Source organism: Rhodococcus sp. W8901 (assembly GCF_013348805.1).
Classification (GTDB): domain Bacteria; phylum Actinomycetota; class Actinomycetes; order Mycobacteriales; family Mycobacteriaceae; genus Prescottella.
The window spans coordinates 3,069,824-3,085,521 of the sequence record NZ_CP054690.1; the positions used below are offsets into that span (position 1 = coordinate 3,069,824).

Here is a 15,698-nt window from a genome sequence, read left to right on the forward strand (position 1 = left end):
CGGGGGCGGCCCCACGAGCGGGCCGGAGAAGATCAGTTTCCGGGTTGAGCGTATTGGCGCGGTTTGATCTCCCGCAAGGCGGAGACGGTGACCTGCGGCGATTGCACGATCCGCAGTTGTCCGCCGCTGCGCGCGACGGTGTCGACCACACCGCCGGGGATGTTCAGGGCCGCCGCGAGCGTCGGTGGATCACCGATCGCGACGATCCGGAACGGGGCCGAGATCCGCCGACCGTCGACGGTGACGTTCCCGCCCCCGCCGCTGACCCACGAGTCGACGCCGATGCGGATCGGTTCGGAACCGGAGCCGCTAATCTCGATCGCCTCGGCGCCGGCGGCGCGCAACTCCTGGATGAGATCGAGTAGCACCTCCGAGCCCACCGACGAGCCGGGGTCCTCGACCGTGAGGGTGACGCCCGGACCGGTCGCGGCCACGGTGCCCACCTGGATCGACAGCGCGAACAACCGGGCTTTCGCCTCCTCCAGGGCCGCGCCTGAACTACCCCCGCCGGCCTCGAGCTTCGACAGCGTCTGCTCGAGCCCGGCAATCTCCTGCCGGAGCGCGGCCTCGCGCTGGTTGAGATTGCCCAGGACCGCGAGCAGGTCGGCAGGTCGGGCCGAATCCAGGTTGTCACCCGAGCCGGTGCTGCTGACCTGTGTCACGATCGCGACGCCGAGCGCTGCCATCAGCAGCACCGCGAGCAGCCCGAACGCGAATCGGGATCGCGTCCGTGTCCGCGTCGACGAGGGCATCTCGTGGCGGCCCTCGCTGCGGGGTCCGGTGGTCTGGGTGGTCTCGGCGGTGTCGGTGGGGCCGTCGTCGTCAGGTTCCACGCCGATCACGCCCCGAACAGTCGACGCCGCAGCGCCGCAGCGTTGCCGAAGATCCGGATACCGAGGACGACGATGATCGCCGTCGACAGCTGTGTCCCGACCCCGAGCTGGTCGCCGAGCCACACGATCAGCGCCGCGACCAGGACGTTGAACACGAAGGAGACGACGAAGACCTTGGAGTCGAAGATCCCGTCGAGGTAGGCGCGCAGCCCGCCGAAGACGGCGTCGAGCGCGGCGACCACTGCGATCGGCAGATAGGGCTGGACGGCGTCGGGCACCTGCGGGCTGAACACGATCCCGAGCGCGATGCCGGCGACGAGCGCGAGCACTCCGTAGAGCGCGTATCCACCTTTCACGGTGCCCCCGTTTCCTGTGCGAATCTCACTTCACGACCGGCCGCTGCCGGGAGCTGCAGGTCGTCGGACTCGGCGATGGAGAATCCCACGCCGTACAACTGCTGAACCGTCGACATCCGCAGATAGGCGTCACTCACCACGAACCCGGTCTGCAGCTTGCGCGGCGGACCGATGGCCGACACCCGGTAGGGCGACGGCACCGGCTGGTTGTCGACGAGCATCGCCCCGCCCGCCTGCCGGATGGTGACGGCCGGACCGACCCGCACGTCGCCGACGGCGACGGCCTCGGCGCCGCTCGCCCACAACGCGTTGACGACGGCCTGCAAGTCCCGGTCGAGCACGCCGGCCTGTGGGGAGCCGGGGACGCGCTGCGACGAGTCGGACAGGTCGGGCCTCGCCGCCGGATCGGTGAGGGTGACAACCAGCCCGGGTCCGTGCACCGGTTCGGCTGCGGCGGCGGACTCGAGCGTGCGCAACTGGTCGAGGACCTGCGCGCCCTCGGCGTCGCCGGCGAGGACGGAGGCCCGGAGGTCGTCGACGCGGACGGTCAGCTCGTCCCGACCGGTGGCCAGGCCGCGGCCCCGATCCTCGGCGTCGCGCACCTTGGTCAGCATCTCGGTACGCGTCTGGTCCACATCGGAGGCGGACGAGGTCGCCTGCGCGTACGAGATCCCGAACACGAGTCCGACCAGGACTGCGCCGAGCGAGATCCATGCTCCCGCCGCGATCTGGGTCGGTCTGGAGTGCCCCTGTTCCCGGTCCTCGGCTGCTCCGGCGTACCCGGGGTCGAGGTGGTCGTTCATTAGCGACTTCAGCAGCGACGGGACCGGATTCCGTCGGACCGGCCTGGGTGTACCTGTCACGGGCCGCTCCGGGTGACGGCGCGCGGCACCGTGCGAGCCACCTCGGCCGCCTTCGCGATGTACAGGCCCGCCGTCCAGACGTAGAGGACGGTGCCCCAGATCAGCAGCGCGTATCCCCACGGGTCGGCGATCGTGGCGAAGCCCCAGTCGAGTTGCGCCGCCAACAGGAGCGGGAGCGCGAACATCAATGCGAACGTCGCCGCCTTGCCGAGGTAGATGACCTCCGGCGGCGGAAGCCCGCGGCGACGGTAGACCGGCAGAGTGAACGCCAGGATCAGGTCCCGGCCGATGAGAATGGCCGCGACCCACCACGGGATGATGTCGCGTGCGACGAACGCGATCAGCGTCGTGATCACGTACAGCCGGTCCACCAGCGGATCGAGCAGGGCGCCCAGACGCGACATCTGGTTCAGCAGGCGGGCGAGCTTGCCGTCCGCCCAGTCGGTGAAGCCGCTGAGCATCAGGACCGCCAACGCCCACCCGTCGGCCTGGGGACCGAGCATCAGGTACAGGAACAGCGGCACACCGGCGAGCCTGATCGCGCTGAGAAGATTCGGGATGGTGAGGATGCGATCGGCGTCCGGCTCCGAGCCCACGTTCTGCTGTCCTACCGCGTCCACCGACAATCCTCTCGGGTTCCCGTCCCTGTCGCAGGCCAGCTTTCCACACCCGGTGTCCCATTTCAGGGACCGACCGTTCGGAGGCGGACCGGTCAGAGCCCCAGCTCGCAGCGCGGGACCCGCGCGAGTGCGCCCGCAGAGAGGCTGCCGAGGTAGAGCCAGTCCGGCGTCTCGCGGACGCCGGTCACGGGCGAGTAGCTCCCCTTCCCGCCCCGCAGGCTGTGCACCACGCGGCCGGCGCCGTCCAGCGCGAGCACCCAGGCCCGGTGTTCGGGATCGGGTTGCACGCGGCTCGGCAGATTAGCGGTGAGGATTCGCAGACTCGGGTACGGCGCCACCCGGTCCAGCAGCGCCATCCGGGGGCTGTACAGCGCCACCCAGAAGATGCCCTCGGCGGTCTGCGACGTGACATTGTCGGGGATTCCGGGCAGGTTGTCCGCCCATACGGAGACGGCGCCGGCCCGCGGCCCCGTCAGCTCCACCCGCTGGATCCGGTACGAGCCCGTCTCGGCGACGATCACGTAGGACTCGTCGGTCGCGAGGCCGACACCGTTCGCGAACTGCAGACCGTCGGCGAGCAGGTCGATGTCACCGGTGCGTGGATCGAACCGCAGCAGACGTCCGGTACCGCTGTGCTCGAGTAGGTCGAGGCGGTGTTCCGGGACGGTGAACCGGGCCGACGAGTCGGTGAAGTAGACGATGCCGTCCCGGCCGACGGCGGAGTTGTTGCACGCCAACAGTGGCCGGCCCAGCGCCGAGTCGGCGAGCAGTTCGACGCGTCCGGTCTCGTCCACCCGCAGCAGCCCGCGTTCGCAGTCGCACACCAGGTAGCGGCCGTCGTCGAGGACCTCGACCCCGAGCGGACGGCCACCGGTGTGCGCGAGTTCGGTGGCGCGTCCGGCAGCGTCGAACCGCCACAGCCGGCCGTCGTCGCCGCCCGTGATCACCCGGCCGTCGCCGTCGACGGCGACGTCCTCGGGTCCGCGGCCGGTGGGCAGCCGCCACTGCTCGGAGCCGTCGAGCTCGTGTCCGGGAGCGAACGGTCCCGTCTCGGCGGGCGCGGGCAGCGGTTGCCACGCGACCGGTTCGATGCCGGTGCGGTCGAGGGCGCGTAGAACCGTCCGCAGGATGCTCACGAGCCCGACGCTAGTCCGGCGCGCGAGCACTCACGCGGGTTTCAGCGCCACGCGAAGGCGGGCTGCGCGAACGACGCGACCCGGGTGTGCCGCCCGTGCAGGACCACCTCGCAGAACTGATGGATCACCGCACCGGTGGGGGCGTGGATGTGCTCACCGCGGAAGGGCCAGCACGCGACGCGCTCGGTGGATCCGGGGATCGTCGTGTACTGCGTCGGGACGTCGAGTTCGTCCAGCGCGATCGCGAACACGTGGGCCACCTCGTCCGGGCTGGGCACCACGGACGCGATCGGCTGCTCCGACCACACCACGTACGGGGTCATGATGTAGCCGGAGTGGGTGACGAAGTCGTCGAGCCTCCCGAGTACGTCCTCGGGGCCGACGTGCACCCCGAGTTCCTCACCGAGCTCGCGCAGGGCCGCGTCCTGCGCCGTTTCCCCCGGGTCGAGCCGTCCGCCGGGCAGCGCGAACTGGCCCGCATGGGCGCGCATCTTCGAGGGCCGCAGCGTCAAGGGGAACACCGGAGCACCGTCCTCGCCGCGCATGACCGCGATCGCGACGGCCGCCTCACGACGGCCGGCGCGGGCCGCCGATTCGGGCTCGAAGGCCCTCAACGCAAGTTCGATCCGTTCCCGGGTGCCGCTCGTCGAATCCGCCATGACCGCCTCCTGCGTGCCGAACCGCTGTTCGCCCGATCATGCCCCATCCGTCCGGGGGCCTCGATATCGTGAAGGCCTGCGATGGGGGTTGCAATGCGCATGTCGCCGCGATCGATCGTCCGCCGCGTCCTGGGCGGCTCGGCCGCCCTGTGTGCCGCGGCCGCGCTCGTCGCAGCGCCCACTCCGGCAATTGCCGCGCCCGTCGATCCGCCGCCCTGTGCGTGGCGATTCATGTCCGACGGTCAGTCGCTCGATGTCGCTTTCCCGGATACCAACGCCACCTACTGGGTCCTCCCTTACGCCCTCGGTCCGCGGGATTCCATCGAGCTGTCCGGCGCCTTCCCGTCCGCACGCTACTTCTCGCTCAACACCTACGGCACGGACCTCGACACGATCGACACGTTGCGGGACGACCAGATTCTCCCCGACCCCGGGAGCGGGAATCCCTTCACCGACGCCGACAACCGTTCGCTGCCACCCGATCAGCGGCGGTGGCACGCGACGCTGGTGTCCGGACCGGCCGACCGTACGCGCAACGAGATTCGGGCCCTGCGGGACGACGCCGCGCCGGTCGGCTTCCTGATCGTCCGGGTCTACGTTCCCGACGATCCAGGCTCGCTCAGCGGCGGCGTGCCGCTACCCGATGTCACCTACAGGCTCGGTGGAGCGACCGTCCTGGTGCAGCCGTGCTCGCAGCCGTTCGACCCGAAATCGTCCTCGGGCCCGGTCGCCGATGTGGCTCGGCGCGGTATCGACCGGGCGATCGAAACCGCCGCGTCGGGCACCTTCCGCAGCGACACACCCGAGGCGGTGTTCGTGAACCCGGCCAGCACGTCGGGCCTGTTTCCGAACGGCGACAACAAGTACATCGCCGCCCAGTTGACTCATCGGCTCGGACGGGTCGCCGTGGTGCGCGGCAAGGCGCCGTCGTTCCCCGACACCCGCGCGGGCGTGTCCGCGATCGAGCCGGATCGTCAGGTGCGTTACTGGTCGATGTGCCAGAACGACCTGGTCTCGCCGTACCCGGTGGTGGCGTGCGCCGCGGACTTCCAGACCCGGGTCGACGACGACGGCTGGTACACGTTCGTCGTTGGCGCCCCCGAGGACCTGCCGGCCTCGGATTCGACGGTCACGGTGCTGCCGTGGGGGTCGACCGACGTCCCGAAGAAGGTCCTGATCCTGCGGAACATGCTGCCGTCACCGGACTTCTACCCGATGTCGGTCCAGGCGTCCCAGTCCGGCGACATCGATCCCGCCGTCTCGATGGGGCCGTACTACCCCACGGTCGCCTACTGTTCCGCCTCCACGTTCGCCGCGCGGGGTTACCACGGCTGTTTCGAGGGCCCGCAATCATGAGCTACGACATCCGGATTCGCGACATCGACGAACAACCGACCGGCGTCGTCGACGGCAACGTCGACGTCGACTCCATCGCCGCGTTCCTGGGCCCGGCGTTCGCTGAGGTGGCCCGCGCCGCTGCAGCCCAGGACATCGTGATCGTCGGCCCACCGTTCGGACGGTTCCGGCCGCGCTCCGACGGCATCTGGAACGTCGAGGCGGGCTTCCCGCTGGCGCGCACGATCGAGCCCACCGGCCGGGTCGAGTCGGCGGCGCTGCCGGCAGGTCGGTGCGCGAGCACAGTGCACGTCGGCAGCTACGACACGGTCGAGTCGGCCTACATCGCGCTGACCCAGTGGATCGCCGAACACGGTTACGCCACAACCGGCGAGCCGTGGGAATGCTATCTCGACGACCCCGACGTCCCCCTGCCCCGCACCGAGATCATCATGCCGATCGTGTGGCCCGTCGCGAGCGGGAACTGAGCACGCCCCGGAAGAGATCTTGTCGCCCTGGTAGGGCAAGATTCCGCATCGTGATCCGCTCGGCCCGCTTCGGCTTCTTCTCCGCTCTCTCCGCCACTGCTCTGATCCTCACGGGCTGCAGCGGCACTCCCACCGACGGGGAGCCCGTCGTCATTGCCCACCCGACCCCCGACGCGACCACCTCGGCCGCTCCGACGGAAGCCGTCCCGGCAACCCATGCGACACCGCGCACTTCCGTCGCAGGACCATCGTCGCTCCCCGTCGGCGACTCCCCCGCCGTCGTCGCACCGCCCGAGCGCGAGACCGAACCGAACAGCACCCTCACCAGCGAGGACATCCTGTTCCTGTCGTACATCACCGAATTCACGCTGATGGAGAAGTCGGAGAGCGATCAGATCCGGATGGGTCTGTCGATGTGCAATTCGCTGTACCGCGGGCAGAGTAAGCCCGATCTGACCACCGAGTACCTCGGTGACGGCCGCTACACCACCGCCGAGGTCACCAACGTCCTCGGCGCCGCGACGGTCGCGTACTGCCCCGACTTCGTCTGAGCACGTTCCGATGAGCGAACAGATCTCGTACGACGCGATGCGCCGCCTCCTCGGGCTGCCCGAGGCGCCCGCTCGAACACCCGCTCCGTGGGCGGTCCGCAAGATCCGCGTCGGTGACGACTGTGGGCGGTGGGGCGTCTGGAGGTACACCGGCTGTGCCGCCCCGATGCACGTCCTCGTCGCGACGTACGACAACTGGCCGGACGCGATCACCCGCATCCGCTGAGGGTTTCCGCGTGTGCCGTCGAGCAGATGCGCATTCGAACATCGTTCGCATCCTCTACCGGAGGGCCGTTCGATCGAGGGGTGCGGCTTCCTACATCCGGCCGCCGACGCCGCCTGTGGGGGCGATCTGCTCGATGATGGCGAGATCGTCGGGAGTCAGGTCCAGTTCGGCCGCGGTGACGTTCTGGTCGACGCGCTGCGGGTTGCGCGATCCCGGGATCGGGACGATGTAGTCCTCGCGGGTCAGCAGCCACGCCAGTGACAGCTGCGCGAGCGTGGCGCCCTTGCTTCCGGCGAGTGCGGTCAACTCGTCGACGACGGCGATGTTGGCGTGAAAGTTCTCCGGCGCCCACCAGGGGATGTGCTGGCGGAAGTCGTCGGCGTCATAGCTCTCACGGGAGGCTACCGCGCCGCTGAGGAAGCCCCGGGCCAGCGGTGAATAGGCGACGAATCCGATACCGAGCTCCTGGAGGACGGGGAACAGGGATTCGACGTCGCGCGCGAAGATCGAGTACTCGGTCTGCAGCACCGAGATCGGGTGTACCGCGTGCGCGGCGCGGATGGTGGACTCGTCCGCCTCGGACAGCCCCAGATACTTGACCTTGCCTGCCTCGACGAACTCCTTCATCGTGCCGACCACGTCTTCGATCGGAATGTTCGGGTCGGGGCGATGCTGGTAGAGCACGTCGATCGTGTCGACGCGGAGGTTGCGCAGACTGGACTCGACCACCTCGCGGATGTGAGTCGGGCGCGAGTCGAGGCCGAAAGAGCGGGTGAAGCCGAACTTCGTCGCAATGACCACGTCGTCGCGAATGGGTGCCAGCGCCCGTCCGAGCAGTTTCTCGCCTTCGCCCCAGCCGTACATCTCGGCGGTGTCGAACATCGTCACGCCCAGCTCATGGGCCTTTCGGATCGCGGCGATCGACTCGGTGTCGTCGGTGGGGCCATAACCCGTGGCGGTGCCCATCGCCCCGTAGCCGAGAGCGGCAGCGGTCAGGCCCTGCCGGCCGAGAGTGCGAGTGTCCATGATGAAGCCTTTCGTCGATTGTCATGATGCGTCATACGTGGCAGTCTCTGACACTTTCGACACTGTACGCTTCCATCGTGGAAAGCTCATCGAATCCGGGCCTGCGCGACATCACGCGCGAGGCCGTGCGTGCACGGATCGCCAAGGTCGCGATCGACCTGTTCGCCCAGCAGGGTTTCGATGCGGTCACCGTCGAGCAGATCGCCGCCGAGGTGGGCATTTCGGCCCGCAGCTTCCACCGCTACTTCCCGGCCAAGGAAGACGCCGTCATCGGCGACCTCGTTCCCTGGGGTGAGTTCGTCCGCGACGCCTTCGCCGCGCGGCCGGCCGATGAACCGGTCTGGGATTCTCTGCGCGTGTCCTTCGAAGCCCTGCTGGCTCAACCGAACAGGGACGAACAAGGAAGCAAGAGGACCATGCGCGTTCTGACGAGCGCAGCGTCCCTACGCGCTCGCAACCTGGAGAAGCATCTACTGTGGGCGAGTCTGCTCACCCCGCTCGTGCAGGAGCGACTCGCCGGCGATCTCGCGGTACTGCGAGCACAGACACTGGTGCAGGCGTCGCTGGCCTGCTTCGACGTTGCGATGACCACCTGGGCGGAGCCTGACGAGACCATGGACGCGGTGGAACTCCTGCGTCGATCCTTCGCCACGCTCGCCCCCAAGTATCCGACATAGGGCCGACTACAGCGCTCCACGTCCCGTGAAGCCGGCCCGCCGAGGGGATTGTCCACCTCGTTCACGAACCGGGTGGGATCGCCGGTGCGCGCCAGCATGCGAGCCGCAGTCACGACACCGACACCGGGGATCTTCAGGAGCTTGGCGCCACCGGCGGCGAGCTGCGGTCACCGCGCACCAATTCGAAGTGCAGCGCCAGTTCGGTTGCGGCAGGGCGGATCACGGAGGCGCGATCGGCACGACGTCGTGCGGGCCGCGCTCTGAGCGAACACGCTTGTTGTTGAACCATGCTTTCGATGGCTCGCTCAAACGGATAGACGAAGCCGAAGAGTAGAGAAGTTGCTCCCGCATCGCGAGAGTCCGCCGCGGCACCAGAGATCCCACCCGCCCGCAAGGGGCTCGGGGCCGGATCACCGGCCGTAACGCCGATCTCGTCACACCGACCGGGTGGGCGGTGGCTCCCTTTCGAAATGTGCGTTCGAAATGCGTGCGGAAGCCACCGCCTGCAACTTCCCGGGATCCGTCAAGAACGGGACGTCACCACCACTCGAGTCAGGAGGCGAGCAGTGAGTTGGACGTTAGTCCAACTATCCTCCCCGCGCACCTCGACAGAGCGTTTTCACCCTCGAAGTCATCCTTTCGGGGCATCCGCCCAGCCCAGCGGCCAGCTGTCGCCGCGGGCCCGCACGACGTGGCACCCAGATCAAGGACCGGTGAGCGCACAGCTGGAATCCCCAGGGACGTGATGAGCTCGAGTAGCTGCTCGGCGAACGGCCCCGCCAGATTCTCTCCGGGGCGCGTGCAGTCCTCGACGATCGCCTGCCGATCGACATCGGCGAGCATCAGCTGCATCGCCGACATCAACCCGGTGCAGTTGTCACGTACAGATCGCTCGAGGTCGGGATCTGGTCGACAATGCCCTGGATCTGATCCGGCGTCAGCGGTCCGGTACGACCGTCGGACGGCAGGAGTTGCTCCACAAGCTCGTCCATGGCCCCACCCTGAACCGGCAAAACGATGAAAGCGACGTGCACCGTGAGGATCCAGGGTGCATCGAGGCTTCGCCCAGTGAGGACGTGGAGCCGGAAGCATCAGCGAGTGTGCGGACGGGACATCCGAGGGGGCGTTGGCGTTGGCCCTCGATGCACGAAGCCCGACTCGAATAGTCTTCGCGCCGGGGCTTCTCGCCGTTCTCAGTTCATGACGTCGAAGAGCTGGGGCCCTCGTCGTCCGGGGCGGCGAGCGTGAAGGTGGGGTACTTCTCGCCGGGCATGCGAGCGAGGGATCGAACTCGGGCACCCTTCGAGCTGAGTCCGCCGATGATCCAGCCGAAACACCAGGCGCCACTGTCCAGCGCAACGATCGCCATCCTGCGCGGGCGATCGTCCCCGGCCTGAAGTCCGCGGAGCACGGGACGGAGAGCAATGATCGATCCCGCCAACGCTGGGCGAGCGATCTCTATGGCGGATCGGACCAGCCGACTATCCGCGCTGACGCATCGGAGACCGAAGCACAACATCGTCCACGCTCCTCCGGCGCTCGCTACAGAGCGAAGCCGATCCCGCAGTTCGGGGCGGCGACGGTGAAGGTCGGCAGCTTGCTCGCGGCGGGACGGACAAGTTCGACGCGCAGACCGGACTCACGACGCTGACGCCCGACGAGCCTGGCGAAGCACCAACCGCCGTCGTCCAGTGTGATGAGCGTCTTGCGTCCGCGGAACATCGTGGTCACTCTCCCTGCGTTCTTGTTGAACAGGACGCATCGAGCGTGCCCTAGCGGACGTGGTGGGAGCGACGGTACTTCTACCTGTTCGAGTACCTGTCTTGTTCGCCCCGAGGCAATGGGCTCGGAGTGCCGGTGGTCGCCGACAACGCCCGTACAGGAGCGGCACCGCGCAAGCACGCCCCGATCGCGGTGCCATTCCGACCCACAACCAGTGGAGCCGCGGCCACGCCGATCCCGAGGGCCTGCCTTATGCCAGAGCGTCTCAGGATGTCCCCAGATACAAGAAAACTCAGGTGAGATGGACTCTCACCTGAGTTTTCCTCGGTCGGGCTGACAGGATTTGAACCTGCGACCACTTGACCCCCAGTCAAGTGCGCTACCAAGCTGCGCCACAGCCCGTCCACGCCCTCGTTCGGGCGCCTCAGAAGATTACAACAGTGACGCTTGCGAAAGCTAATCGCCTGGTCAGAGGCAATGTTCGGCAATCGCGGACCCGATCTCGCACGGGTTTTGTCGTCGTCACACACCTGTTCGGTGAAGAACTCCGGTGTGATTCCTGCAAAACCCGTGCGAGCCGGGAACCCGTCAACGCTTGTTGCGGTCCCGCTTCTCCCGCACGCGCACCGAGATACGGACGGGGCTGCCGTCGAAGCCGAACTCTTCACGCAGGCGACGCTCCAGGAACCGGCGGTAGCCGGCCTCGAGGAAGCCCGTGGTGAAGAGCACGAAGGTCGGCGGGCGGGTGCCGGCCTGGGTCGCGAACATGATGCGGGGCAGGCGGCCGCCACGCATCGGCGGCGGCGTGGCCGCCACGACCTCCTTGAGCCAGTTGTTGAGGCGTCCGGTGGGGATGCGCTTGTCCCACGACTCCAGCGCCGTGTCGAGCGCGGGAACGAGCTTCTGGACGGCGCGACCGGTGTGCGCGGAGATGTTGACCCGCTGCGCCCACGGCACGCGGACCAGTTCGCGGTCGATCTCCTTCTCGAGCATCAGCCGCCGGTCCTCGTCGACCAGGTCCCACTTGTTGAAGGCGAGCACCAGCGCACGACCCGTCTCGGCGACCATGCTCAGGACGCGCAGGTCCTGCTCGGTGATCGGCTTCGACGCGTCGATCAGCAGGATCGCGACCTCGGCGGCCTCGATCGCGCCCTTGGTCCGCAGCGAGGCGTAGAACTCGTGCCCGCTGGCGTGGTTGACCTTCTTGCGCAGGCCCGCGGTGTCGATGAACTTCCACACCTTGCCGCCGAGCTCGACCAGCGAGTCGACGGGGTCGACGGTGGTACCGGCGACATCGTGGACCACCGAGCGCTCGTCGCCCGACAGCTTGTTGATCAGGCTGGACTTGCCGACGTTCGGCTTGCCGACCAGCGCCACCCGTCGCGGGCCCTGACCGCCGGTGCCCTCACGCGGGGTCTCCGGCAGGACGGCGAGGACGTCGTCGAGCAGGTCGCCGGTGCCGCGGCCGTGAATGGAGCTGACGGGGCGCGGTTCGCCGAGCCCGAGCGACCACAGCGACGCCACCTCTGACTCGGTGCGGCTGTCGTCGACCTTGTTGGCGACCAGGATCACCGGCGTCTTCGAGCGACGCAGCACCCGTGCCACCGCCTCGTCTGTCGCGGTGGCACCTACGACGGCGTCGACGACGAGCAGGATCGCGTCCGCGGTCTGCATCGCCAGCTCGGCCTGCCGGGCCACCGACTGCTGCAGCCCCTTGGCGTCGGGCTCCCAGCCGCCGGTGTCCTGCACCATGAACCGGCGTCCGGCCCAGTTGGCGTCGTACGAGACACGGTCGCGGGTCACGCCCGGGATGTCCTCGACTACGGCCTCACGGCGGCCGATGATGCGGTTGACGAGCGTCGACTTTCCGACGTTCGGTCGCCCGACCACCGCGAGGGTCGGTACGGCGATGTGGTCTTCGCCGTCCTCACCGTCGATGTAGTCCGCGAGGTCCCAGTCGGACTCCTCGCTCCAGATTCCGTCGCCGGCGTACTCGATCGCCGTCGAATCTCCAGAAAAACCGTCGGTCACTGCACTGCTCCAGTTCTGTCGCCTACCACCAGCAGCAACCTGCCGATCACGTCTTCGATACCCAGTTCGCTCGTGTCCACCGTCACCGAATCCGCCGCGGGACGCAACGGAGATACCGCGCGCGTGGAATCGAGGTGGTCGCGACGCTGCACATCGGCCAGGACGGCGGCGAAGTCGTCACCACGCCCCTCGGCGATGTTCTGGGCGTTGCGTCGCGTCGCCCGCGCCGCCGCGGAGGCGGTCAGGAAGATCTTCACGTCCGCGTCCGGGAGCACGACGGTACCGATGTCACGCCCCTCGACGACGATCCGTCCGGCCTGCTCCGCGATGCGGCGCTGCAGATCCACCAGGAACGTCCGCACCTCGGGCACCGCGGACACTGCGGACACCGCCTGCGTGACGGCCGCACCGCGGATCTCGTCGGTGACGTCCTCACCGTCGAGCTGCACGCCGTCGGTCTGCGGATCGGTCCCGATCGTCAGCGGCAGCGACGCCGTCGCCGCCGCGATCGCCGCGGGATCCGTCACGTCGACACCGCGGCGCAGCACGTGCAGCGTCGCGATCCGGTACATCGCACCGGTGTCGAGGTAGCGGGCGCCGAGGCTCGTCGCGACACGACGCGACACGCTCGACTTACCGGTGCCCGACGGGCCGTCGATCGCGACGACCAGTGGGGTCGGTGCGGTCACAGACCCACCGCCCCGTAGAGGCCGCCGACCTCGCCGCGGCCGAGGACCCGCAGGGTGCCGGGACGCCCGTCGCCGAGCGCGACGGCACCGATGTCGGTGCGGACCAGACGCACCACCGGGTGCCCGACGGCATCGAGCAGACGGCGCACGATGTGCTTGCGGCCCTCGTGCAGGACGATCTTCACCAGCGACTTGCCGCCGTTGATGTCCATCACGGCGAACGAGTCGACCGTGGCGGGGCCGTCGTCGAGCACGACACCGGCCTTGAGCTGCTTGCCGACGTTGCGGTCGACGACACCCTGCACGGTGGCGAGGTACGTCTTGGGCACCTCGTATGACGGGTGCATCAGCCGGTGCGCGAGGTCGCCGTCGTTGGTCAGCAGGATCAGGCCTTCGGTGTCGGCGTCGAGCCGGCCGACGTGGAAGAGGCGCTGACCGGCGGAGACGCGTTCGGACACGATGTCACCGATGCACGGGCGTCCCAGGTCGTCGGACATCGTGGACTGCCAGCCACGCGGCTTGTTCAGGGCGATGTGGACGAGGTCCTTCTTGACGACCACGCGGATACCGTCGACGCGGACGATCGCGTTCTCGGGATCGACCCGCAGGCCCTGTTCGACGACGATGCGGCCGTCGACCTCGACTCGGCCCTGGTCGATGAGTTCTTCGGCTGCGCGGCGGGAGGCGACACCGGCCTGCGCGAGTACCTTCTGCAGCCGCACCCCGTCACCCTTCAAGGGCGCGAGATCACGATCGACCTCCGCGTACTGGTTGCGGGCGGGCTTGGCGTTGCTGATCTTGGGCGCGGGCGCCTGGGCGCGCTGCGGCTTTGTCGACTTCGGCTTCCCACGCTTGTTCAGCGGCTTCTTTGCCGAAGCGTCGGGCCGGCCTGTCGTCGGCTTCTTCTTGCGGTCCGGTGTGCCATCTCGGCGAGCGGGCTTGTTCACTTTTGATCCCTGTCAGTTATCTGGGTCGATCTCGGGGTGCGGCGCGTTTGCCGACCCCGTCGAAGGTGTTGCGTTGTCCATTCTCGCAAATCGCGGGTCGGCTTCGAGGCTCTCAGCGATGTCATCGATCACATCGACGTCGGGAATAAGGGGCGCGATGGGCGGCAGATCGGTCAGAGACGCCAAGCCGAGACGTTCGAGGAACAGTTCGGTGGTCGCGTACGTGGTGGCATTGGTGTCCGGATCAGGGCCCGCTTCGGTGATCAGACCGCGCGCCAGCAGGGTGCGGATCACGCCGTCGACGTTGACGCCGCGGACGGCACTGATCCGGGCCCGGGTCAGCGGCTGCCGGTAGGCGATCACGGCGAGCGTCTCGAGCGCGGCACGGGTCAGCTTGGAGCGGGCACCGTCGAGGAGCAGGCGTTCGACGTAGGGAGCGAACTCGTTGCGGGTGTAGAACCGCCAGCCGTCACCGGCGTAGCGCAGGTCGATGCCGCTGCCGCGGGCGGTGAAGTCGGCGGACATGGTCCGCAGCATCGTCTCGATCCGGGCCTCGGGCAGCCCGAGCGCCGACGCGAGGGTCGCGGGGGCGGCAGGAGTATCGAGGACCAGCAGCATCGACTCGAGCGCGGCAGCGAGTCGGTCGTCGGGCAGTTCGACGAACTCGTCCTCGAACGGGCTCATGTCGTCCGCATCGATCGACGTCATTCGTAGTCCTCCTCACTCGCGGGTGCCGACACTTCCTCGCCGGTCCAGCTCACCAGCAGATCCCCCAACGGCTCGGGCTGCTCGAACAGCACCGATCGCTCCCGGTAGAGCTCGAGCAGCGCCAGGAACCGCGCGACGATCTGCACCTGGCTCTCACACTCGACGATCAGATCCCCGAACGGGGCCCAGACGCCGGCGCCGCGCGCACGGAGCAACTCGAGGATCCGTACCGCCTGTTCGGGCACCGACACCGTCGGGACGTGCAGGTGATCCAGTCCGACGGTCGGAACCGGGCGCGGTCGGAACGCGGTCGCGGCGATCTCCGCGAACTGCCGGGGATCGACACCCAGCAGCACCTCCGGCAGCAGCCCGACGAATCGGTCCTCGACCGACACCGACCGCGGATAGCGGCGCAGGGCGGCGGTCTCGAGCTCTCCGAACAGCTGCGCCACCTGCTTGTAGGCGCGGTACTGCAGCAGCCGCGCGAACAGCAGGTCGCGGGCCTCGAGCAGAGCCAGGTCCTCGTCGTCGTCCACCTCGCCGGCGGGCAGCAGTCGTGCCGCCTTCAGATCCAGCAGGGTCGCCGCCACCACCAGGAACTCGGTGGTCTGATCCAGACCCATCTCACTGCCGAGGCCGCGGGTGTACGAGATGAACTCGTCGGTCACCTCCGCCAGCGCCACCTCGGTGACATCCAACTGGTGCTGGCTGATGAGCGTCAGCAGCAGATCGAACGGTCCCTCGAAATTGCGCAGGCGCAGCCGGAAACCCGACTGCTCTCCGGCCGACCGCTCGGCCGGCGCCGCCGCTGCGACATCGGTACTCACATCG

Annotated in this window: 20 protein-coding genes, 1 tRNA gene and 1 pseudogene; 5 read left to right on the top strand and 17 right to left on the bottom strand. The window is 68.3% G+C overall.

Features of this window, described 5'->3' with window-relative positions; all coding sequences use genetic code 11:
* Positions 1-32: 32 nt before the first annotated feature.
* The 6 genes from HUN07_RS14445 to HUN07_RS14470 form a co-directional block, all read right to left on the bottom strand.
* The gene (locus HUN07_RS14445; RefSeq protein ID WP_174914731.1) at positions 33-752 is read right to left on the bottom strand and encodes a DUF881 domain-containing protein; all 720 of its coding nucleotides are present in this window, start codon (positions 750-752) and stop codon (positions 33-35) included.
* An 86-nt stretch (positions 753-838) separates the two neighbouring features.
* Positions 839-1,189, bottom strand: coding sequence for a small basic family protein (locus tag HUN07_RS14450; RefSeq protein WP_114723513.1), 351 nt, complete (start codon positions 1,187-1,189; stop codon positions 839-841).
* A complete protein-coding gene (locus tag HUN07_RS14455; protein ID WP_174910471.1) occupies positions 1,186-1,992 on the bottom strand; it encodes a DUF881 domain-containing protein in 807 nt (268 codons plus the stop codon). The genes HUN07_RS14450 and HUN07_RS14455 overlap by 4 nt, the downstream gene beginning before the upstream one ends.
* Before the next feature lie 56 nt (positions 1,993-2,048).
* Positions 2,049-2,672: a CDP-alcohol phosphatidyltransferase family protein gene (locus tag HUN07_RS14460; protein WP_114723511.1), complete on the bottom strand. Its 624-nt coding sequence runs from the start codon at positions 2,670-2,672 to the stop codon at positions 2,049-2,051.
* Positions 2,673-2,764: 92 nt separating this feature from the next.
* On the bottom strand, positions 2,765-3,808 hold the full coding sequence (locus tag HUN07_RS14465; RefSeq protein ID WP_174910472.1) for an SMP-30/gluconolactonase/LRE family protein: 1,044 nt from the start codon (positions 3,806-3,808) through the stop codon (positions 2,765-2,767).
* A gap of 41 nt (positions 3,809-3,849) precedes the next feature.
* Positions 3,850-4,467 carry an NUDIX hydrolase gene (locus HUN07_RS14470; RefSeq protein WP_174910474.1) on the bottom strand — a complete coding sequence of 206 codons (618 nt, stop codon included), beginning with the start codon at positions 4,465-4,467 and terminating at the stop codon, positions 3,850-3,852.
* Positions 4,468-4,566: 99 nt separating this feature from the next.
* Between HUN07_RS14470 and HUN07_RS14475 the strand changes: the two genes are divergently transcribed.
* The 4 genes from HUN07_RS14475 to HUN07_RS14490 are packed head-to-tail and all read left to right on the top strand — an operon-like array spanning position 4,567 to position 7,067.
* Entirely contained in the window at positions 4,567-5,823 is a 1,257-nt protein-coding gene (locus tag HUN07_RS14475) for a hypothetical protein (RefSeq protein WP_254622511.1), read from the top strand.
* The gene (locus HUN07_RS14480; protein ID WP_174910476.1) at positions 5,820-6,290 is read left to right on the top strand and encodes a GyrI-like domain-containing protein; all 471 of its coding nucleotides are present in this window, start codon (positions 5,820-5,822) and stop codon (positions 6,288-6,290) included. Before HUN07_RS14475 ends, HUN07_RS14480 begins: the two co-directional genes overlap by 4 nt.
* A gap of 50 nt (positions 6,291-6,340) precedes the next feature.
* Positions 6,341-6,841, top strand: a complete 501-nt coding sequence (locus HUN07_RS14485) for a DUF732 domain-containing protein (RefSeq protein ID WP_114723506.1) — start codon at positions 6,341-6,343, stop codon at positions 6,839-6,841.
* A 10-nt stretch (positions 6,842-6,851) separates the two neighbouring features.
* Positions 6,852-7,067: a hypothetical protein gene (locus tag HUN07_RS14490; RefSeq protein WP_114723505.1), complete on the top strand. Its 216-nt coding sequence runs from the start codon at positions 6,852-6,854 to the stop codon at positions 7,065-7,067.
* A gap of 90 nt (positions 7,068-7,157) precedes the next feature.
* On the opposite strand, the gene HUN07_RS14495 is transcribed toward HUN07_RS14490, so the two are convergent.
* A complete protein-coding gene (locus HUN07_RS14495) occupies positions 7,158-8,093 on the bottom strand; it encodes an aldo/keto reductase (RefSeq protein WP_114723504.1) in 936 nt (311 codons plus the stop codon).
* 77 nt (positions 8,094-8,170) lie between these two features.
* On the opposite strand from HUN07_RS14495, the gene HUN07_RS14500 reads away from it, so the two are divergent.
* Positions 8,171-8,770 carry a TetR family transcriptional regulator gene (locus tag HUN07_RS14500; protein ID WP_254622512.1) on the top strand — a complete coding sequence of 200 codons (600 nt, stop codon included), beginning with the start codon at positions 8,171-8,173 and terminating at the stop codon, positions 8,768-8,770.
* A gap of 68 nt (positions 8,771-8,838) precedes the next feature.
* Here the strand turns inward: HUN07_RS14500 and HUN07_RS27280 are convergent.
* The 10 genes and pseudogenes from HUN07_RS27280 to HUN07_RS14545 form a co-directional block, all read right to left on the bottom strand.
* A pseudogene (locus HUN07_RS27280) lies at positions 8,839-8,907 on the bottom strand (transposase); the annotation flags it as partial.
* A gap of 723 nt (positions 8,908-9,630) precedes the next feature.
* Entirely contained in the window at positions 9,631-9,762 is a 132-nt protein-coding gene (locus HUN07_RS27285) for a hypothetical protein (protein WP_258558097.1), read from the bottom strand.
* A 206-nt stretch (positions 9,763-9,968) separates the two neighbouring features.
* On the bottom strand, positions 9,969-10,181 hold the full coding sequence (locus HUN07_RS14510; RefSeq protein WP_254622513.1) for an enoyl-CoA hydratase: 213 nt from the start codon (positions 10,179-10,181) through the stop codon (positions 9,969-9,971).
* Positions 10,182-10,312: 131 nt separating this feature from the next.
* Complete coding sequence (locus tag HUN07_RS14515) at positions 10,313-10,492, bottom strand: enoyl-CoA hydratase (protein WP_114723587.1); 180 nt, start codon at positions 10,490-10,492, stop codon at positions 10,313-10,315.
* A gap of 328 nt (positions 10,493-10,820) precedes the next feature.
* A tRNA-Pro gene (locus tag HUN07_RS14520) sits at positions 10,821-10,894 on the bottom strand.
* Positions 10,895-11,080: 186 nt separating this feature from the next.
* Entirely contained in the window at positions 11,081-12,523 is a 1,443-nt protein-coding gene (der, locus tag HUN07_RS14525) for a ribosome biogenesis GTPase Der (RefSeq protein ID WP_174910478.1), read from the bottom strand.
* Complete coding sequence (gene cmk / locus HUN07_RS14530) at positions 12,520-13,212, bottom strand: (d)CMP kinase (RefSeq protein WP_174910480.1); 693 nt, start codon at positions 13,210-13,212, stop codon at positions 12,520-12,522. The genes der and cmk overlap by 4 nt, the downstream gene beginning before the upstream one ends.
* Entirely contained in the window at positions 13,209-14,159 is a 951-nt protein-coding gene (locus tag HUN07_RS14535; RefSeq protein WP_174910482.1) for a pseudouridine synthase, read from the bottom strand. Before HUN07_RS14535 ends, cmk begins: the two co-directional genes overlap by 4 nt.
* Positions 14,160-14,171: 12 nt before the next feature.
* Positions 14,172-14,867, bottom strand: a complete 696-nt coding sequence (gene scpB / locus HUN07_RS14540; RefSeq protein WP_114723499.1) for an SMC-Scp complex subunit ScpB — start codon at positions 14,865-14,867, stop codon at positions 14,172-14,174.
* Positions 14,864-15,694, bottom strand: a complete 831-nt coding sequence (locus tag HUN07_RS14545) for a segregation and condensation protein A (protein ID WP_174910483.1) — start codon at positions 15,692-15,694, stop codon at positions 14,864-14,866. Before HUN07_RS14545 ends, scpB begins: the two co-directional genes overlap by 4 nt.
* Between the last annotated feature and the right edge of the window lie 4 nt (positions 15,695-15,698).